29 protein-coding genes are annotated in these 16,671 nt (G+C 68.0%); 27 read left to right on the top strand and 2 right to left on the bottom strand.

The annotated features are described in order from the left end of the window. Positions 1–15: 15 nt before the first annotated feature. From N4G70_RS28950 to N4G70_RS28885, 14 genes are all read left to right on the top strand, one after another. Positions 16–615: a hypothetical protein gene (locus N4G70_RS28950; RefSeq protein WP_261715703.1), complete on the top strand. Its 600-nt coding sequence runs from the start codon at positions 16–18 to the stop codon at positions 613–615. 62 nt (positions 616–677) lie between these two features. Beyond that, positions 678–2,861 carry a hypothetical protein gene (locus N4G70_RS28945; protein ID WP_261715702.1) on the top strand — a complete coding sequence of 728 codons (2,184 nt, stop codon included), beginning with the start codon at positions 678–680 and terminating at the stop codon, positions 2,859–2,861. A 209-nt stretch (positions 2,862–3,070) separates the two neighbouring features. After that, positions 3,071–3,481, top strand: a complete 411-nt coding sequence (locus N4G70_RS28940; protein ID WP_261715701.1) for a hypothetical protein — start codon at positions 3,071–3,073, stop codon at positions 3,479–3,481. Positions 3,482–3,521: 40 nt separating this feature from the next. Beyond that, positions 3,522–3,767, top strand: coding sequence for a hypothetical protein (locus N4G70_RS28935; RefSeq protein WP_261715700.1), 246 nt, complete (start codon positions 3,522–3,524; stop codon positions 3,765–3,767). A gap of 85 nt (positions 3,768–3,852) precedes the next feature. Further along, positions 3,853–4,353, top strand: a complete 501-nt coding sequence (locus tag N4G70_RS28930; RefSeq protein WP_261715699.1) for a hypothetical protein — start codon at positions 3,853–3,855, stop codon at positions 4,351–4,353. Between the two features lie 8 nt (positions 4,354–4,361). Further along, positions 4,362–4,574, top strand: a complete 213-nt coding sequence (locus tag N4G70_RS28925) for a hypothetical protein (protein ID WP_261715698.1) — start codon at positions 4,362–4,364, stop codon at positions 4,572–4,574. A gap of 9 nt (positions 4,575–4,583) precedes the next feature. Next, positions 4,584–4,805: a hypothetical protein gene (locus N4G70_RS28920; RefSeq protein WP_261715697.1), complete on the top strand. Its 222-nt coding sequence runs from the start codon at positions 4,584–4,586 to the stop codon at positions 4,803–4,805. Between the two features lie 2 nt (positions 4,806–4,807). After that, on the top strand, positions 4,808–5,110 hold the full coding sequence (locus N4G70_RS28915) for a hypothetical protein (protein WP_261715696.1): 303 nt from the start codon (positions 4,808–4,810) through the stop codon (positions 5,108–5,110). Further along, on the top strand, positions 5,110–5,325 hold the full coding sequence (locus N4G70_RS28910) for a hypothetical protein (protein ID WP_261715695.1): 216 nt from the start codon (positions 5,110–5,112) through the stop codon (positions 5,323–5,325). The genes N4G70_RS28915 and N4G70_RS28910 overlap by 1 nt, the downstream gene beginning before the upstream one ends. Next, complete coding sequence (locus tag N4G70_RS28905) at positions 5,306–5,533, top strand: hypothetical protein (protein ID WP_261715694.1); 228 nt, start codon at positions 5,306–5,308, stop codon at positions 5,531–5,533. The genes N4G70_RS28910 and N4G70_RS28905 overlap by 20 nt, the downstream gene beginning before the upstream one ends. A 2-nt stretch (positions 5,534–5,535) precedes the next feature. Next, positions 5,536–5,724 (top strand): hypothetical protein, encoded by a 189-nt coding sequence (locus tag N4G70_RS28900; protein WP_261715693.1) that lies wholly within the window; start codon positions 5,536–5,538, stop codon positions 5,722–5,724. Next, positions 5,721–5,900 (top strand): hypothetical protein, encoded by a 180-nt coding sequence (locus tag N4G70_RS28895; RefSeq protein ID WP_261715692.1) that lies wholly within the window; start codon positions 5,721–5,723, stop codon positions 5,898–5,900. Before N4G70_RS28900 ends, N4G70_RS28895 begins: the two co-directional genes overlap by 4 nt. Before the next feature lie 13 nt (positions 5,901–5,913). Then, positions 5,914–6,225, top strand: a complete 312-nt coding sequence (locus N4G70_RS28890) for a hypothetical protein (protein ID WP_261715691.1) — start codon at positions 5,914–5,916, stop codon at positions 6,223–6,225. A gap of 117 nt (positions 6,226–6,342) precedes the next feature. Continuing rightward, positions 6,343–6,783 carry an excalibur calcium-binding domain-containing protein gene (locus N4G70_RS28885; protein ID WP_261715690.1) on the top strand — a complete coding sequence of 147 codons (441 nt, stop codon included), beginning with the start codon at positions 6,343–6,345 and terminating at the stop codon, positions 6,781–6,783. A gap of 18 nt (positions 6,784–6,801) precedes the next feature. Here N4G70_RS28885 and N4G70_RS28880 read toward each other — a convergent pair whose 3' ends face one another. Both N4G70_RS28880 and N4G70_RS28875 read right to left on the bottom strand, forming a co-directional pair. Further along, positions 6,802–7,272 (bottom strand): DUF6221 family protein, encoded by a 471-nt coding sequence (locus N4G70_RS28880; RefSeq protein WP_261715689.1) that lies wholly within the window; start codon positions 7,270–7,272, stop codon positions 6,802–6,804. Further along, positions 7,269–7,550, bottom strand: a complete 282-nt coding sequence (locus tag N4G70_RS28875; RefSeq protein ID WP_261715688.1) for a hypothetical protein — start codon at positions 7,548–7,550, stop codon at positions 7,269–7,271. Before N4G70_RS28875 ends, N4G70_RS28880 begins: the two co-directional genes overlap by 4 nt. A 121-nt stretch (positions 7,551–7,671) precedes the next feature. Here N4G70_RS28875 and N4G70_RS28870 point away from each other — a divergent pair, with 121 nt between their 5' ends. The 13 genes from N4G70_RS28870 (at position 7,672) to N4G70_RS28810 (ending at position 16,669) form a co-directional block, all read left to right on the top strand. After that, positions 7,672–8,139, top strand: coding sequence for a hypothetical protein (locus N4G70_RS28870; protein WP_261715687.1), 468 nt, complete (start codon positions 7,672–7,674; stop codon positions 8,137–8,139). A gap of 67 nt (positions 8,140–8,206) precedes the next feature. Further along, positions 8,207–8,593, top strand: a complete 387-nt coding sequence (locus tag N4G70_RS28865) for a hypothetical protein (protein WP_261715686.1) — start codon at positions 8,207–8,209, stop codon at positions 8,591–8,593. A 97-nt stretch (positions 8,594–8,690) separates the two neighbouring features. Next, complete coding sequence (locus N4G70_RS28860) at positions 8,691–8,900, top strand: hypothetical protein (protein WP_261715685.1); 210 nt, start codon at positions 8,691–8,693, stop codon at positions 8,898–8,900. Between the two features lie 38 nt (positions 8,901–8,938). Then, entirely contained in the window at positions 8,939–9,223 is a 285-nt protein-coding gene (locus N4G70_RS28855; RefSeq protein ID WP_261715684.1) for a hypothetical protein, read from the top strand. A gap of 67 nt (positions 9,224–9,290) precedes the next feature. Then, the gene (locus N4G70_RS28850) at positions 9,291–10,031 is read left to right on the top strand and encodes a hypothetical protein (RefSeq protein ID WP_261715683.1); all 741 of its coding nucleotides are present in this window, start codon (positions 9,291–9,293) and stop codon (positions 10,029–10,031) included. A gap of 124 nt (positions 10,032–10,155) precedes the next feature. Next, positions 10,156–10,386: a MerR family transcriptional regulator gene (locus tag N4G70_RS28845; RefSeq protein WP_261715682.1), complete on the top strand. Its 231-nt coding sequence runs from the start codon at positions 10,156–10,158 to the stop codon at positions 10,384–10,386. Between the two features lie 129 nt (positions 10,387–10,515). After that, on the top strand, positions 10,516–10,668 hold the full coding sequence (locus N4G70_RS28840; protein WP_261715794.1) for a hypothetical protein: 153 nt from the start codon (positions 10,516–10,518) through the stop codon (positions 10,666–10,668). Between the two features lie 57 nt (positions 10,669–10,725). After that, entirely contained in the window at positions 10,726–11,115 is a 390-nt protein-coding gene (locus N4G70_RS28835; RefSeq protein ID WP_261715681.1) for a hypothetical protein, read from the top strand. An 11-nt stretch (positions 11,116–11,126) separates the two neighbouring features. Continuing rightward, positions 11,127–11,654 (top strand): hypothetical protein, encoded by a 528-nt coding sequence (locus N4G70_RS28830; RefSeq protein ID WP_261715680.1) that lies wholly within the window; start codon positions 11,127–11,129, stop codon positions 11,652–11,654. After that, on the top strand, positions 11,557–13,155 hold the full coding sequence (locus tag N4G70_RS28825; protein ID WP_261715679.1) for a hypothetical protein: 1,599 nt from the start codon (positions 11,557–11,559) through the stop codon (positions 13,153–13,155). Before N4G70_RS28830 ends, N4G70_RS28825 begins: the two co-directional genes overlap by 98 nt. Beyond that, a complete protein-coding gene (locus N4G70_RS28820; protein ID WP_261715678.1) occupies positions 13,152–14,717 on the top strand; it encodes a phage portal protein in 1,566 nt (521 codons plus the stop codon). Before N4G70_RS28825 ends, N4G70_RS28820 begins: the two co-directional genes overlap by 4 nt. A 98-nt stretch (positions 14,718–14,815) precedes the next feature. After that, on the top strand, positions 14,816–16,273 hold the full coding sequence (locus N4G70_RS28815; protein ID WP_261715677.1) for a 2'-5' RNA ligase family protein: 1,458 nt from the start codon (positions 14,816–14,818) through the stop codon (positions 16,271–16,273). A gap of 12 nt (positions 16,274–16,285) precedes the next feature. Beyond that, positions 16,286–16,669, top strand: coding sequence for a hypothetical protein (locus N4G70_RS28810; protein ID WP_261715676.1), 384 nt, complete (start codon positions 16,286–16,288; stop codon positions 16,667–16,669). The last annotated feature ends 2 nt before the right edge of the window (positions 16,670–16,671 follow it).

Here is a 16,671-nt window from a genome sequence, read left to right as displayed (position 1 = left end):
TCAGGAGAGATCGTTATGAACGTCACCATCCGCCGGATCGCCGTCTCGGGCAGCGCGGCCGTAGCCCTCCTCGGAGGCGCCGTCGCCATCACCGCCGTGTCCGCGCCGACCGCGTCCGCCACCGACATCCAGACCGTCATCGACCGTGCTACTGGAGCGCCGGTCACCATGCCGGACGGCCGCACCGTTCACGTTCGCGGCCTCGACACTGCCGCCTACACAGCGAGTCCTGCGCAGCACACGGTGGTCGTGCAGGCCGCGACGAAGACGGACACGGACCCCAACCTCCCGGGCGTGGGCACCGGGCTCACCCCCAACGGCGGCCAGGGCGCGGCGATCCAGAACCCTGTCAGTCAGACACCTGCCGGCCTCAACCAGCAGGTCACCACTCAGGCGAGTGGGGGTGCGGTGTTGGGGAGTGGTGTCGTCGCGATGCTCCTGCTCGGCGTCATCGTCTTCTTCAAGATCAAGCACAACCACATCAAGGTCGGCGACGCCATCCTCGTCTCGTTCCTTGGTGTCGCCCTGTCGGGCACCGTCATCGGCGCCATGGCCACCCAGATGACGAACTCCGGAGTCGGCTCCCTCGGCGGCATCCTCGGCAGCCTCCACTAATCCACCGATCCCGGGCCCGTATCTCGCGGGCCTCGCCACAACTCAGGGAAGGAGTCCGGCCAGTGGCCACCGAAGCACTGCCCGAGACCAAGCCGCAGCCCACCGACATCGTCACCGAGCCCGGCCGTGTCGACCGTGCCAGGGCAGCATTCAAGGAGCAGCGCGCCCACGCCGCCGCACGCGTGAAGGACTGGCTGGCGACCCGCGACATAGACGACTACGAGATCATGCAGCTCGCCGGGGAGCGGAAGCAGCGCAGGCAGGACCACAAGATCACCCAGCAGAACCGGATGGTCGCCGAAGCGCACGGGCGGCTCGCCCACGCCAAGGCTCAGACCGACGTCGGCACCATCGTCAGGGGTCTGGCTGCCCTTAGCGGACGCGTCGCCGCGGAAGAAGCCAAGCTCGCCGCGCTACAGAACACCCCCGTCCTGCCGCCCACCGAGCGCGAGGCCAACAGCCTCCGCCACGGCAAGAAGGCCGCCAGGGCTGGGATGGTTGCCGCCGGAGGTCTCGCCTCACTGCCGGCCACGGGTGCCGCGATCGAGCAGGCCGCCAACGGGCAGCCGCTGCTGCTCGCAGTTCTGGGCACGGCGGGCGGCTACGGCTGGTACCTGGTCTCGCGCCCTTTCGTCGCCGGCCAGCCTGCGCCGTCCCCGAGCACCACGGCGCAGCTGGCCACCCCGGTGAACATGACGAAGCGCGAGCAGCCCGAACAGCCGTTTCGGCAAAGGGAGTTCAACGCGCCACCGCCGCCTGCGCTCACAGTTAAGGAGCTGGAGGACGCATTGCGCGCGATCGGCGAGGTGCGTGGTGAGGAGCAGCTCCAGATCCTCGCCGTGCCACAGCGCGACACAGACGGGAACACCACGGTCGTCTTCGACCTGCCACCGAGGACCACTGTCGCCGAGCTGAAGAAGAAGTTGCCCAGGCTCGCCGGCGCCCTTGGCCGCGATGTATCCATGGTCGATGTCGAGAAAGCGGGCACCGAGGCGCGCTCGTCTCTGTGGCTGACCGACCAGGACCCGTTCGCCGCCACACGTCCCTCTCCGCTGCTCAAGAAGCCGGCCCAGCTGGACGCTTGGAAGGATGGCGTGCCCGTCGGCTGGAACAAGCGCGGCATCACCATCAACCTGGCGATCAACAACCAGTCGTTTGTCATCGCGGGCACGTCCCGGTCCGGCAAGGGCGTCGGCGCGTCCAACCTGGTCGTCGGCTCCAGCTTCGACCCCCGCATCAACCTGCGGATCGTTGCCGGGAAGCAGAACGCCGAGTGGAACCCCTACGCCAAGACGGGCGTCGCCGCGACCTACTTCAAGCCCGACCCCGCACGTCTGCTGGCCCTCCTGAAGGCGCTGCTCGCCGACAAGGACCGCCGGGAACTGGCCCTCAACGACCTCGGGAAGAGCAAACTGGTCGCGCCGATCCTCGACCAGATCGGCGGCCTGGAAGTCGTTGTCATTGACGAGCTCGCCACCTACACGCGACCGGGCAAGCCGCTGCGGGAGGAGATCCTTGAGGCGCTGATCGAGCTGTCCGCGGTCGCCCTCGGCGCTGGCATCATCCTCGTGCTGATCACCCAGTACCCGGAAGTCGATGTCATCCCGCAGGCGCTGTCGGCGAACCTCGGGGCGAAGTGGGCGATGCGGGTGGAGAACGCTACCCAGTCCAACGCCATCCTCGGCGCCGGGCAAGCAGGCGCCGGCCGGGACGCCTCCAAGTTCGATCCGCCGCGCCCCGGCTTCGGCTGGCTCGTGAACCCTTTCGCAGGAGTCACCGACCTGGCCCGCAGCTTCGACCTCGACGAGGACGAGCGCGGCGAGATCAGCATGCTGCTGGAGAAGGCCGCCAAGATCCGCGAGTCTGCGGGCCGACTGGCCGGACAGTGGGAAGACCCGATCGAGCAGCACCTCCTCAACGCCACCGGCCTGTCCTCGGCCGCCGGCGGCCCCAAGCGCGACGGCGTACCGGGGCGCAATGTTCTCAACCACACGCCGGAGCAGCGTCAGCAGATGGACGCGCTTCGCGGATCCCTGGCCGCCATGAAGACGCTCGCCCGAGACGTCGCGCAGGTCGACGAGATGGCGGAGATCATCGGCGGCCGCATGACGGAGACGCGGCTCGGCGAGCTGCTGCGGGCGGCCGGAGCCGGCGGCACGGTCAAGGTCTGGATCGATGGCCGCCGGGTGAACGGCTACCAGGAGGGCGACATCGCCGACGCCCTCAGCCTTCTCGAAGGCGCCTAACTCCGCGCTAAATGCGCGCTATGCCCCGGACTGTCACCCGGACAGCGTCCACTATGCCCCGGACTGTCCACCCGGACAGTCCGGACGGCACCCGGACAGCGTCCGGACAATGTCCGCCCTCCACCTGCCCCTGTCCGGGGTGCAGACCGGGGCAAACACATCTATGTCCGCCCGAACATAACGCTACAAAAGCACTAGAGGAGACACGCATGGGCAAGACCTATGACCGCACCCCGCGCGACGCCAAGAAGGCCGGCCGCGAACTCAAGCGGGGCGACCGCTTCTACATCACCCAGGACGTGGCCCGGAACCTCGCCCCCTATGAGGACGCCAAGCTCTACAGCGAGTACACCGTCACCGGCCACCACCCGCTGCTCGGCGGGGCCATGGTCGGCGGCCAGTCCGTCGAAGGCCTCTGCCTCCGATCCGGGCCCCTGCACACGACCCCGCCCAAGGGGCTGCGGAACGTCGCGACCCCGGGCCCTCAGGTCGCCGGCCCGCTCGGCAACGGCGACTACGAGGCCTTCCTCGATGAGGCCGAACTCCGCGGCCTGGCGAAGCAGGTCACCCAGGGCAGCGACCCCCGCAAGCGTCGACTGCGCCGCGATCAGCGGCCGTAATCCGCCAGGACACCCCGAGCGCGACAACCCGGAGATCACGATGGCCGACTACAGCAACCCCAACACCCCGCTCACCGCCAGCAGCTACGCATGGAGCGCCACGCTCTCCAACGGTCCCCTGAAGCACGGAGCTAATCCCTCCAAGGACCGCGCCGGCACATACACCCCGCCCCCTGGCGCGACGGTCGGCAGGCTGCTCGATGGAATCCGCGCCATACATGCCCAGGAGTGCGGTGTGCCCGTCAACGACGTGGTGCTCGTCTGCTATTCACTGCGCGAGAAATGACTTGCCGGGGCGCCCCTCGAATGCCTGGAAGCGACCAGGGGCGCCCCTTCCACCGACCGCGCGTCAGCGCAGAAGGCACGCCCACATGACCACGACGATCAGCCGGTCCGCAACCCGGCCGCCCCCGCTCACCCTCGACAACCGACTCGCCCTCGTAGCGCTCACGATGGACGACCGCCTTGCCCAGGCCGCCGTCGCGTTCGAGGTCAACACCCACCACATCCCGGCCGCGCCCCCGATCGAAATCACCATTCCGCACCTGCCGCAGACCGCGGTCCCATGTCCGCACAGCACGCCGATCGCCGCGCTCCTGCACCGGGCCCGCATCCGCATCGAAACCGACGGATGGTGCAGGAACGCTCTGCACGACGACCAAGGCGCGATCTGCCCGGTCCGGGCCATCCGCCTCGAAGCCGCCAGCCGTTCCGAAGCCGACGACGCATGCGCGCTCCTCCTCGAACGGATCCAGCGGGACTTCCGCAACGCGGCCACCGTCCCGTCCTGGAACGCGCAGCAGCCCAGTGCCGCACCCGTCCTGTTGGTCTTCGAGCAGGCCGCCGAACTCGCCGACAGCCGAAGTCAGTAGGGGGCTCTATGGCTTTCGAACGCATCAGCAGGATCAACGAAACGCCCGACGGATCATTCGTCTACGCCCAAGCCGACCTCGACGCCAACGCATACCGCGTCGTCTGCTCCAGCTGCCCGGAGCTTCAGGAAACGCCCTACCGGAGTAGCGCCGGGGCCATCCTCGCCGCCTCCTACCACGCCGAACACGACCCCAACCAGAAGCACGTCCCCACCCGATAGGAGAGAACAATGCCCGAGCTCAGCAAGGAAGCACTCCAGGAGTACGCCGAAGAGAACCGGCTGCTCGCCGAGTTCCGTCGCGCCGAAGCCGCCCTGTACGAGAACACAGCCAAGGAAACCGACGCGGGGATCCGGCACGAAACGCCTGAGTTCCTGCGGCTCAATGACGCCGTCGTCGCCGCCGGCAAGCGTCTGCCGAAGCGGTTCCGTCACTACGCGAAGCAGGGCTGAGCATGGGAATCAGCATCAGCCACGGCGTCCAGTCCACGCGCTCAGCTCTCACCATCAGCAACCTGGGTCAGCAACTCGCCCACGTCCTCAGTGCCACCGAATGGCGGGAGCTCGCCGACTTGTTCGATGGCGGCTTCGCGGACGTCGCCAGCATCCCTCCGCGCGAGGCCGGCCGCATCGGCGAACTGCTTCACAAGGCAGCCCGGCACCGCCTCATGGGCGCGGAATGGAGCAGCCTCGCCGTCGAAATCGGAGACGCCGCACAACGCGCCGCCCGCGCCGGTCAGAACTGGGAGTGGAGCTGATGACCGACTTCGCTCGACACGAACCCGACCGCGGAAGCCAGATCTGCGGCTACCAGATCCAGATCGGCAGCTGGCACAACGACGGCAACCGATTCTGCATCGAGCGCAAGATCAGAGGTCTCTACTTCTGCCAGGAGCACCACGATTGGCTTGCGCAAGACGAGCCTGATGGGCACATCCGCATGGCCCCCGGCAATGCCATCGGCACGGGCTGACCGAGACTGGCCCGCCGAGGGCAGTGAAGGAGACCCGCATGCCCGAACCTCGTCCGCACGGCGGCGACGAGCAGAACGCGACGACCTCATCAAGACGTTCTCCGAGGCCGCGGCCCGCGCCCCCGACAAGGGCCACGACGCCGCCACGGCCGGGCTCACCGAAGCGACCCTCCACCTCATCAACATCAACGGCAAGAAGGAGAAGTGACCATGACCAGCTTCAGGCCCGGCGACGAGGTCGTCGTGACCAACCCGATCCAGCCCACAGGCCACAAGGGCGGTGAGACCGGCACCGTCACCAGCATCGGCACCGTGGGAGATGCCACGGTCGTGCAGATTCAGGACGACCGCGACGGATCACTGATCGGCGTCTATCCCGACGAGATCAGGAAGCGGTGACCGCCGTGAACGGTGTCTTCGTCAATCGTCACAACGGCCACAAGGCCACGACTGTCGGCACCCGCTGGTCGTGCACCTGCGGCGCCGAGGGTGAGCAGGCCGACGATCAGCGCGTAAACATCGCCGCCGGATTCCACGTCCGGCACCCCGAACGCCCCGTCCCCGTCATCCACTGACAAGGAGAAGCCCATGACCGTCACCGCGATAACCGCCACCAACATCGTCAAGCGGTACGCCGCCAACATCGCCTACGTCGCCGAAGCCAAGCCTGCCACCGACCTCGACAGCTTCATCGACCAGCTGGAGACCGCCACCATCCGCTTCGACAGGGCGGGCATCAACGGCCACGAGGAGTTGGAGACCGTCAGGATCTTCCTCGCCGAAGCCCTGTACAACACGGACGACGACACCGAGCGCGCCGTCCTCCTCCGCAAGGCCGACAAGCTCCTCAAGCCCGTCTGGGACATGACGGACGAGTACCGCGGCATGGTCGGCGACTGACTCCAGCCCCGCCCCCGCGGCCCCGCGCCTTCACCGGCCGGGGCCGCTGTCGTGTCCGGCGCGCGAACCTCGGCCGCGGGTGGTGCACTGGAAGACGGGGCTCCTCTGGAGGCGGCCATGGCCAGACAGCGCGGGACTAGCGGGCGGCGGATCCGCTGGCACTGGTGGCTTGCCGGAGGGGTGCTCACTGTATTCGCCGGCTTGGTCGCCATTGGTATCGCCTTTCCGCCGGATCCTGCCCCGGGGTCGAAGCCTTCACCAACGGCCAGCGCGTCGCCTTCGTCCTCGTCGCATCCTCCGCCGGCGATCCAGCCGCAGCCGGAGCCGACGGCATCCGAGGCGACGCCCTCATCGGCGGTGCCGTCCGTGCCGGACACGCCAGAGCCACCCGATACCCCCGCACCCGCCACCAGCAGCGCCCCGACAAACGTCAACTACAAGGACTGCGACGCCGCCCGCGCAGCCGGAGCGGCGCCTCTCTATGCAGGGCAGCCGGGTTACCGATCGGCTCTCGACCGTGACGGCGACGGTGTCGCCTATGAGCCGTATGTGCCGTAGCGGCGATCCGGTGGGGGCTTACGGCCGCCATTCCTGGCGGTAGTCCGGGTGGTCGGCGTAAGGCAGGGCGAGGAGGCGGATAAGGCGGTCGAGACGCTCATCCCGTCCGCAATCGCAACAGCCGTCTGCCCCGTAGTCCGCATCACAGTAGATCTGAGTTGAGCCACCCGGCCGCAGCACGGCATGGCCCTCGCTGAGAAGTGCTTCCAGCAGCTGCCGCTTGGCCTCGATGTCGGCGAGTGCGCGGGCGGGTTGGATGTCCTGGAGGTAGGCATCGAAGGCTTCATGACGACTGATCCCTGACATCCAGCCTTCGGCATCCCCCGAGGCCAGTAGGGGGGTGTCGTCCTGCCCCATCAGGCCATCCCACTCGGGATCCCCGGGTTCCCCGATCGTTTTCCACTCCCACGGGCCAGCGGGCAGCGCACGGATATCCTCCTCCTGCTCGTCGAGCCGGTCGCGCACGAACTGCACCAGATCGGCGGTCACTTGGCGTTGTCCTCGTTGCTCTCGGGGTGCGTCGCCGCGAGCTTGCCCACGGTCGGCGGGCGCTTCCGGGCGACTCCGAGCGTGCGGGCTCGGCGGCGGAACACCTCGGGTGTGAGTCCGGTCCATGCGGCGAGTTGTCCCACCGTGGCTCCGGCCTTCAGCTCGCGGTCCGCGAACTCCAGCATTTCGGGCTTCAGTGCGCGCTCGCCTTCGTAGTGCGCCTTGTACCGGGCGAACGTGTCGGCGGCGTCGGTCGGTGGCTTGTAGTCCTTCGGCATGTCTCCATTTTTGCACGATGTGTAGCCCTACAGTAGGAGCTACGCATAGCCCTATTGACAGGGCTACGTGTAGGCCTCAGGATGGAGTCATCGCCAAGGGCAACCGGCAGGGGAGAGCGACATGAACAACACCGCAGCAGTCAGTCAGATCATCAAGACCCACAAGCTCAGCGAGCTCATGCTCCGGGCGCTCTACACGGGTGCGGACGGCGGTGTGGTGACCTGCAATGCCCGCACGGAGCGCGCCCTCATCGCCCGCGAGCTGATCCACGCGACGGAAAGCACGCTGACTTCCAAGGGCGTCGCGCTCATTGCCGAGCTGCGGACCGAGCGCTCGACATCGGATTCGACCGAGCAGGAGCCGCGCACCGCTCGCACTGCCGCCGACCTTCCCGAGGGCACCCGCGTCGCATCACGTGAGGGACGGAAGGGCACCGTCAACGGACACGATCTCGGGCGCGTCACGAACACGGAGCACGCCAACTACGGCCGCGAGTACGTCGGTGTGACGTGGGACCCGACCGAGTCGAACCCCTGGGGGCAGCGCAGCCGCTCCTTCGTCGACGAGCTGCACGTCGTCCTCGTCTAGCAGCTGCCTCGCCCGGCCTCACGGGGCCGGGCCCTACCACTGCACGCCGCGCATCAAGGGGAACTCGATGATCCGCAAGCTCCGCTCGATCTGCCGCAGCATCGCCGCCGCACTCCGTATCGCCCGGCCCGTCGGCTACGCCACCCTCAACGGCGACATCGCCGCCCTCGTCGCCAGCGGTCAGCTCATCCGCACCGGCGACTTCCTCACCGAGCACGGCGGCAGCGACCTCCCCGACGGCAAGCAGGCCTGGTACGGCCGCCACGTCGCCAAGGCCTACCGCGCCATGCACCTCGGCGAAGACGCGCCCCGCGCCTGGGTTCAGCACCGCACCACCGGCCGCTGGATCCACGTCTACGTCTACGCCCCGACCGATCCCGCGCTGTACGCCGGGCTCCACAGCTACAAGGGCACCCGGCACTTGGTCGTCGCCTCGCTCGCGGAGGCTGCATAGACCACGCCCTGGGAAGAGACGGTGGAGGAAGCGGCGCGCGAGGATGACCGCTACTGGGACCATCGGTACAACAGAGCCGACGAGGAGGAGCGGAACGATGACGACGAAGAAGATTGAACACGCAGCGCTGAAGGGCGAGTTGCTGACCCTGGGCGAGGTCGCCGCCTGGGTCCAGGACGCGATGAGGGCCGGCGCCTCGGGCGGCGAGATCGTCGGTGCCACGATCTCCTTCGGCGGGAAGCTCCAGAAGATCCGCATTGAGGTCGACGCAGACGCCAAGGCACCGGTCGAGGGCTCCGCACCGTGAAGTGGCCGTGGCGTAAGCCCTCAGCGCCTCGGGCGGATTTGGTCCGCATCGCGGTTCTGGAGTACGAACTGTTCGGCATCGAGCCGAAACCCGGCTCGCTCGCTGCTGCCCTCATTGGCCTCAACCACCTCAGCGGCGCTGTAGTGAATGGGATCATCGACTTTCCGCCCGGCACGCCCCGCCGCGAGACGGACCTGTTCCGTACCGTCTGGCAGCGCAACGACGCCAACTCGTTCCCGTTCCAGAAGGCCGACGGCAGCATCGAGATCGTCTGCCAGGACCCCAGCGCCGCTCACCTCGACCGCCAGGACAACCGCGGCTAGCCAGCGGGGCCGTGCACACTGTGCGTAGCCCTGCACCTCTGCACCACGCCTGTCGAGGAGCCGCACCATGCGCACCGCCACCATCTGTCCCGGCCCCTGCAACACAGCCTGGCGCCGCGCCGAAGAAGTCTCCGACGAGTCCGGCACCGAACACCACATCACCCCCGCCTGGGGTCAGCCCGTCCAATGCGACAGCTGCGTCGAACGCGCCCGGCGGCAACTCAGCGAGCTCCCCACCTTTCTGGCGGCCGTTCACCTTGAGGCGACCAACGGCAGCCGTGCTCCCCTGACCGCCGCCATCCGCTCCAGCGCCGGCGCCGACGCCTCATTCCCCGGGCAGGCCCCGCTCATCCTCATCGAGACGCTCCTCGGCGAGATGGAAGAGCTCGAAGCCGACGTCCTCCATCTCCGAGGCCTCGGCGCGGCATTCAATCCGGCCGGCCCTGTCGGCCCCCGGATCACCGTCGCCGTGCAGGTACTGGAGGCACATCTCGACTGGATGATGCAGCAACATCCAGCCGCCGCCGAACTGCACGACCGCACCAACGCCAACCCCGGCGGGCAGATACGCGGTTGGCACGCGGCAGCTCAGCGCTTCGTCAAGGACCACCCGCAACGCGAAGTCCAACGCCTCGGCCCGTGCCCGCACTGCAAAGGCCCCTACCTCGTACAGTCCACTGACCTGCGCCTCGTCAACGACCTGCCGTACATCGAATGCCGCGACCCCGACTGTCGCAGCGTGTTCACGACCCCCGAGTACAACGCCTACATGAAGACCCTGACCCAGGCACTGAAAGCCGTGGCTTGATTTTTTCGCTCTCACGCATGAAACTGTCTGGCGGAGCAGCATGTCTATACATGCCCAAGGCCCTCGCGACGCAACTCGCCAGGGCCTTTCGTCATATATGGGCGGCACGGAGAAAGGGCACGTCGTGATCGACCTCGCGGTGGACCTGCACACCACTCTGTGGACAGTGAACGAAGCGGCCGATGCCGCCGGCGTCACTCCGAACGTCGTCCACAACTGGCGCTACCGAGGCCGCCTTCAGGTCGCGGAGCGCGACCGCCAGGGCCGGCCACTATTCAGGGCGATCGACGTGATCCGCGCCGAAAAGGCCACCCGCGAGAAGGCCCGCCGCAGCTACAGCGCCATCGCCGCCTGACCCCCCCCAAGCTCGGGGCCGCCAAACCGTCCCCCCGGTGCGGCCTCGACGTCCCGCTGCCCGCCTCCTGGGCTCACGACCGGGCAGCGGGACAACCACCGCCGACAGGATCCGTGGTGTCGAATGAACGTGACGTCGGATCAAGCGATTGCCAACGCTGCTCGCCCCCTAGACCGCGCCGAGATCGAGTTGACGAATCTGCCGCTCATGGAACGCCTCGACGAGCTGGCCGCGTCGTGGCTCCAGGTCGCTGCGATGCTCATGGAACGCGAACGCGTCTAGCAATACCGCTGGCCACCGGGCCGACGCCGACGGCCCCATCACCTGACGGGAGACGCAATGACCGAGCAGCCAGACGTGCCCGTCCCCGCCCCCCAGACCGTCGGGCCTCCCTGTACCCAGTGCGGTGTACCGGCCTGCGTCCACTGGCAGCGCCGGCTGACCGACGACGAACTCGGCGACTACCTGGCGCTGGTGCAGCACCGCCGGGACGAGCTGACCGAGCTCGCGGACCCACAGCTCCCGCCGCCGGACTTCGGGCCGATGCCCTGCCCGGGTGACGTCACGCGCGCCGTGTACGCCTGCGTCGACCACGCCATCAGCATCGATGCCGCCTCTCTGATTCACGCCAAGAGCTGCACGGCCCCGCCCTGCAATTGCACGCCCGAGCCGGCGCCGCAGTCGGAGCCTGAGCCCGAGCCGCAGCAACTCCCACCCGGCTGGGGCTGAGAGGGGACATCGTGGCCGTCAATCGAGGCGAACGCGCAGCCATGGCTGTACGCCGGGCCAAGCTCGTCGAGTACCGGCGCCGCAAAGTCCCGTACTCGGTGTTCTATAAGGAACTCGGCTACGCCAACGCCAACGCCGCCTCCCGGGACTTCCACCGGGCGCTGGAAGAGAGCATCGCCGAGCAGCATGCGAGCGTCGAGGTCTACCGCGAGGAGCAGCTGATCGAGTTGGACTTCCTTGCCGAGGAAGCCCACAAGATCTTGCGGACCCGGCACTACGTCATTAACAGCGGGCGGATCGTCGAGGACCCGGAAACCGGGGAGCCCCTCGAAGATGACGGGCCGATCCTCGCGGCCATCGACCGTCTCGTCAAAATCCTGGACCGCATCGCGAAGCTGCGAGGCCTGGATGCACCGCAACGCCTGGAGGTGATGACGATCGATGCCATCGAAGCCGCCATCGCCGACCTCAACGAACAGCTCGCCGCTTCTGACGCTGAAGCTGAAGCGCCTGCACGAACTGAAGGAACTCCAGGCTGAGGTACAGCGCCGCGAAGCCGACCGGCTGCGCCACATCGACGTGTTCGGGAAGCTCGGCTACGTCCCGACGCCGAGGCAGCAGGAGTTCCACGACGCCACCGAGTTCGACGTGCTTTTCGGCGGGTCGGCGGGTGGCGGCAAAACGGTTTCTCTGATCACTGAGGGGATTCGGGCCTGCGTCCGCTACCCCGGCATCCGCGTCGGAGCGTTCCGCCGCACCTACGGCGAGCTCAAGGAATCTCTGCTCGCCGAGCTGGCCAACTACAGCTACGCCACGGCCCTCGGTGCCTCATGGAACGGCACGGAGTACGAACTCCGTTTCCCCAACGGGTCGCTGATGATGTTCCGGTACGCCGAGTCCGTGAAGGATGCGAGCCGGCGCCAGGGCGGCCAGTACCAGTTGCTCATCTTCGACGAGCGCGCCCTTGCCCCGCCCGACGTCTGCTCGTTCCTCGAAAGCCGCCTCCGCTCCGGGCGCGCCGACATTCCCGTGATCGGGATCCGCTCCGGTACCAACCCTGGCGGGCCGGGCCACGGCGCTGTCAAGGTCCGCTACATCCAGCCCACCAACTACGGGAAGTCCGTCGTCACCGACGACCGGGGCAGGACGGTCCGCTTCATCCCTTCGAAGCTCGCCGACAACCCGCACGTCAACCCCGAGTACGCCGCCGACCTCAAGGCCCTACCGGAGAAGCTGCGGGCTGCCTTCCTGGATGGAGACTGGGATGTTTTCGCAGGAATGATGTTCCCCGAGCTCAAACGGGACCGCCACGTCGTCGAACCGATCGAGCTCCCCGCGACCTGGCGGCGGTACAACGGCATCGACTGGGGCTTCGCCGCCCCCTGGGCCGTCCTGTGGGCCGCGGTCGACGAAGACGGGCGGGTCTGGGTCTACCGCGAGCTGTACCAGCGGCAGGTCGGCGAAGCCGAACAGGCCCGCCGCATCCTCGCCGCCGAGAGCCCCGGCGAGCACATCGCCGTCCGGTACGCCGACGACGCCATGTGGGCAACCCGGGGCGACGCCAAGGCAATCGCCTCCGTGTACGCCGACAACGGCGTGCATCTGAGCCCCGCTGGCAAAGGCGCAGGCTCCAGGGTCACCGGATGGCAGCGTGTCCGCAGCTACCTCGGCGAAGGCCCGGCCTGCCCGCACCACCGGGCAATGGGCTGGGAGACGTGCCCGCTGCTGCACCTGTTCTCCACGGTCACAGAGCTGTACCGGGAGCTGTCGGACCTCCCGCACGCCACCAAGGGAGACCCTGAGGACGCCGACACAACCTCGGATGATCACGGAGCGGATGCGCTCCGGTACGCCCTAGCCAACCTCGGTACAGGCCCTGAGTTCGTCATCCTCGATGAGCCGGCCGCAGACCCCGCGGCAGGGCAGGTCGCGACGCTGGGCCCGACGGTCGCCTATCGCCCGCCCGACGACGCGAGTGCCGAATGGTGGCTTGACGACGATGAGGGTCCACGGCCCGGGGGGACGGTGCAAGTCCCATGAGCCTCAAGACCTGGTGGCACGGCATCACTGGCGGCGACACCGAGATCCTGGAGACCGCACCGGCGAAGCTCCCCGACCGCGCCGGCTTCGAGTTCGGCGTCGGACCGGGTGGACTCACCGAGTCGAACCAGGGCATCGGCGTCGCGACGGACCGGCGCACCTCGCTCAGCCAGCTGTACGACGCCTATCTGGCGTGCCCCTGGTCGTGGGCCTCGGTCAGCGCCATCGCCCGCACGGTGACCGCAGGCGGCCTAGTCATGGACTGGGCCAACGACGACGGTGAGGGCGACCAGGAGCAGCCCGACAAGCCGCAGGAAGTCCTGCTGCTGGAGCGGATGCTGGCCTACTGCAATCCGCGCGAGAACATCCGTCAGATCCTGCGCGGCGTCATCACCGACCTGCTCGTCTTCGGAGATGCGTTCATCGAGGTTGTATGGCTGGCGAGCCAGCCGGTTGCCCTGTACTCGCTGGACTGCCCGTCGATGCGGCCGATCACCGACGAGCACGGCACGATCACCAGCTACGTGCAGCAGACGGAGCTGGGGCAGCGGGCGGTGTTCGAGCCGCGCGAGGTCATCCACATCAGCCTGGACTCGCCGGGGTCCGGGGTGTTCGGGGTGTCGCCGACTCAGGCGGCGATGCTGCCGATCACGTCGTGGCTCTTCGCGTCGGCCACGTCGAAGGAGATCTTCCGCAAGGGCGCGCCGCCGGTCCTGCACGTCGACTTCCCGGCGTCGTACTCGGCGGCCGAGATCAACAAGTGGAACGCGCAGTACATGCAGCGCAACATCGGTCCGCGCAACATCGGCGTGCCGATCTCCACCAAGGGCGGTGCCGGCGTCAACGAGTTGGCCCAGTCCCGCACGATGGACTACCTGCGCTACCTGGAGCAGAAGCGCGACGAGATCATCGCAGCCTACGGGGTTCCCCCGGCGAAGGTCGGGATCATCGAATCCGGCAACCTCGGGGGCGGGACGGGCGAGAGCCAGGACCGCACCTTCATGGTCAACACGGTGCAGCCGATAGCCGAACTGGTGCTGGAGGCACTGAATTTCCACCTCGCCAAGCTCGGGTTCGGTGTCGAAGGCTGGAAGCTCAAGTTTTCCGACGTCGACATGCGGGACTCCAAGACCGTCGAAGAGATCCGCGACATGCGGCTCCGCAACGGCTCGTGGACCCTCGACAGGTACCGCGCCGACATCAACGAGCCCCCGGTTCAAGGTGGCGACCAGCCGGTCCTCGTCGACCGCTCCAACCTGGTGCGCTGGACCGACATGGACGCCGCCTCCAAAGCGGGCATCGCGAACAAACTCCGCGGTACTGCCCTGGAGCCCGGCGACCCCGAGGAGGGCGAGCCGGTCACGGTGGAGAAGCCGGAGAAGGCGGAAGTCCCGCCGCAACTGGCCACATTCACCGGAAAGGCCCCACCAGGCGGCGAACCGCCCGACAAGCCCGAGGACGGGTCCCCGCCGACGGCCGAGTCGCGCCGCCTGCTCTACCGAAGCCGGCTACATGAAGCCCTCGCTTCGCTGCCGGGAGGTGTCAATGAGTACGCCGCCTGACCCCGGCTCGGTCCAGCCACCCGACCCGCCGAGCCATCCGCTGCGCGCCAAAGACGTCGCGCCGCTCATCAAGAAGCGGGTCGGCTAAGGGGGTGACCGTGGCGTCACCGGACTACTCCGACGGCTGCATGATCGCCCTTTACCCGCCGCCCGACATCGCGCAGCAACTCGCGGTCGAGGGCGGCCTGCCTGCCGACGAACTGCACGTCACGATCGCCTACCTCGGCCACGCCGACGACATCGACGGAGACACGCTGCGCGAAGCGGTCGCCGAACTCGCAGCCCGGCGGCCGTTCACCGCCCAACTCGCCGGGCTGGCCCGCTTCACCGGGGGCGACAAGGACGTTCTCGTCGCCCTCGTCGACTCCCCGGACCTCGAAGACCTCCGCCGCGACACCCTGGCCGTACTGAGCGAGCGAGGCATCGAGGTGCCGCGGGAGCACGGATTCACAGCCCACTGCTCCTTGGCCTACCTCGACTCCGACGAGCCAGCGCCGCTCGACCGACTCGACGCCCAGCCAATCGAGTTCACCGCACTCTCGGCTGTCCACGGCCTCGACCGCACCGACACCCCGCTCGCGGACCCGATGGAAGCCGTAGCCCGCGAGGCTTTCGCGGCCGGCTGGGCGCTCTCGGGCGGCCCCATGACCCGTCGCGTACAGGCCGCCTGCGAGACGGCGGTACGGATTGCGACCGAAGCCGTCGATGATCCCGACATCCTGAAGGCCACCATCGACCTCGGCAAGCTCGAAGGCATGTGGGCGCTGCTCTTCCAGCGGCGCCAAGAACAGCAGGACCGGCACACGGTCAGCGTCAAGGCCCTGTGGCACGACCTGCTCACCCGGGACGCCATCGCCGCCATGGTCGACCGGCTGCGCTGGCAACTCGGCGTCAGCGAAACCGATGGGCCAGATGAGGGCAGAATCCGGGCCGCAGCTCTCGCCGCAGCGAAGGCGATGCTCGCCGGGCTCGCCGACCTGGCTGGCTTCACGACGGTACGAATCGCACTGCGTAATGCGGTCGCCGCCGGACGGGCGGAGGGCATGGTCAACGCTGTTGCCATCGCCGCCGAGCGAGTCGGCCAGATCGGCCTGGACTGGAACATCGCCTTCACCGACGCCTACGCGGCGATGGAACGCCTCGACGAACTGTGGGGCGACGCGGGCGGCTGGCTCGGCCGCATGGTCGACAACGTCGCCGCCGACCTTGGCCGCGCCCTGGCGGACGGAATGGAGAACGGCCTGAGCCGCGAAGACCTCATCGATGCGGCCTCCGACATCCTCACCGGCGACAGTGACGCCGTCGCTTTCACCGTCGACTGGGCGATGACCACCGCGGCAGATGAAGGCGCCTTCGCCCTCTACCAGTCCGAGGGCGTCCAAATGATCGACATCATCACCGCCGGGGACGGCAGGGTCTGCGGATCTTGTATCGACGCCGAGTCTGGCAGCCCGTGGCGCATGGGCGACCAGCCCCGCATGCCGCTCCATCCGAGTTGCCGCTGCTGCTATGCCGCCGACGTCAGCCTCGCCCATTTCGCCAACTGGTTCTCTTGATCGGAGTCGTCCATGGCGCACGCCCCGCTCGTCACCGTGGTGCCCGGCGATCCGGTCACCGTTTACGCCCCCGCGGCCCAGACCATCACCGCGTCCGGGGACAGCGGCACGCTGGACACGTCCAGCGTCGCCAACGGCATCCTGTCCGTGTTCGTGACCGGCGTGACGGGAACGACCCCGTCGATCACCGTGTACTACGACGTGCAGGACGCGGCCGGCTACTGGCTCACCACCCAGACCCTCACCGCCATCACCTCCGGTCCGAACTTCACGTTCGGCAGTATCGGACCTGGCAGCGGGGGCTACATCTTCACCAGCAAGGGCCGTGTCCGGTGGGTCGTCTCCGGTACGAACCCGAGCTTCACTGGCGTCAGCATCTCGCTGATCGGGAGGTGACC

The sequence above is a fragment of the Streptomyces sp. ASQP_92 genome, assembly GCF_025399895.1.
GTDB lineage: Bacteria > Actinomycetota > Actinomycetes > Streptomycetales > Streptomycetaceae > Streptomyces.
The sequence above is the reverse complement of the archived record's forward strand: the minus strand, read 5'-3'. Positions and strand labels throughout refer to the sequence as shown.

Bases quoted from the DNA above. Each gene is read 5' to 3' on its own strand.
- N4G70_RS28950 (WP_261715703.1), top strand. From the start codon at position 16: ATGAACGTCACCATCCGCCGGATCGCCGTCTCGGGCAGCGCGGCCGTA.
- N4G70_RS28940 (WP_261715701.1), top strand. From the start codon at position 3,071: ATGGGCAAGACCTATGACCGCACCCCGCGCGACGCCAAGAAGGCCGGC.
- N4G70_RS28935 (WP_261715700.1), top strand. From the start codon at position 3,522: ATGGCCGACTACAGCAACCCCAACACCCCGCTCACCGCCAGCAGCTAC.
- N4G70_RS28930 (WP_261715699.1), top strand. From the start codon at position 3,853: ATGACCACGACGATCAGCCGGTCCGCAACCCGGCCGCCCCCGCTCACC.
- N4G70_RS28925 (WP_261715698.1), top strand. From the start codon at position 4,362: ATGGCTTTCGAACGCATCAGCAGGATCAACGAAACGCCCGACGGATCA.
- N4G70_RS28920 (WP_261715697.1), top strand. From the start codon at position 4,584: ATGCCCGAGCTCAGCAAGGAAGCACTCCAGGAGTACGCCGAAGAGAAC.
- N4G70_RS28915 (WP_261715696.1), top strand. From the start codon at position 4,808: ATGGGAATCAGCATCAGCCACGGCGTCCAGTCCACGCGCTCAGCTCTC.
- N4G70_RS28910 (WP_261715695.1), top strand. From the start codon at position 5,110: ATGACCGACTTCGCTCGACACGAACCCGACCGCGGAAGCCAGATCTGC.
- N4G70_RS28905 (WP_261715694.1), top strand. From the start codon at position 5,306: ATGCCATCGGCACGGGCTGACCGAGACTGGCCCGCCGAGGGCAGTGAA.
- N4G70_RS28900 (WP_261715693.1), top strand. From the start codon at position 5,536: ATGACCAGCTTCAGGCCCGGCGACGAGGTCGTCGTGACCAACCCGATC.
- N4G70_RS28890 (WP_261715691.1), top strand. From the start codon at position 5,914: ATGACCGTCACCGCGATAACCGCCACCAACATCGTCAAGCGGTACGCC.
- N4G70_RS28885 (WP_261715690.1), top strand. From the start codon at position 6,343: ATGGCCAGACAGCGCGGGACTAGCGGGCGGCGGATCCGCTGGCACTGG.
- N4G70_RS28875 (WP_261715688.1), bottom strand. From the start codon at position 7,550: ATGCCGAAGGACTACAAGCCACCGACCGACGCCGCCGACACGTTCGCC.
- N4G70_RS28870 (WP_261715687.1), top strand. From the start codon at position 7,672: ATGAACAACACCGCAGCAGTCAGTCAGATCATCAAGACCCACAAGCTC.
- N4G70_RS28865 (WP_261715686.1), top strand. From the start codon at position 8,207: ATGATCCGCAAGCTCCGCTCGATCTGCCGCAGCATCGCCGCCGCACTC.
- N4G70_RS28860 (WP_261715685.1), top strand. From the start codon at position 8,691: ATGACGACGAAGAAGATTGAACACGCAGCGCTGAAGGGCGAGTTGCTG.
- N4G70_RS28850 (WP_261715683.1), top strand. From the start codon at position 9,291: ATGCGCACCGCCACCATCTGTCCCGGCCCCTGCAACACAGCCTGGCGC.
- N4G70_RS28835 (WP_261715681.1), top strand. From the start codon at position 10,726: ATGACCGAGCAGCCAGACGTGCCCGTCCCCGCCCCCCAGACCGTCGGG.
- N4G70_RS28825 (WP_261715679.1), top strand. From the start codon at position 11,557: ATGCCATCGAAGCCGCCATCGCCGACCTCAACGAACAGCTCGCCGCTT.
- N4G70_RS28820 (WP_261715678.1), top strand. From the start codon at position 13,152: ATGAGCCTCAAGACCTGGTGGCACGGCATCACTGGCGGCGACACCGAG.
- N4G70_RS28810 (WP_261715676.1), top strand. From the start codon at position 16,286: ATGGCGCACGCCCCGCTCGTCACCGTGGTGCCCGGCGATCCGGTCACC.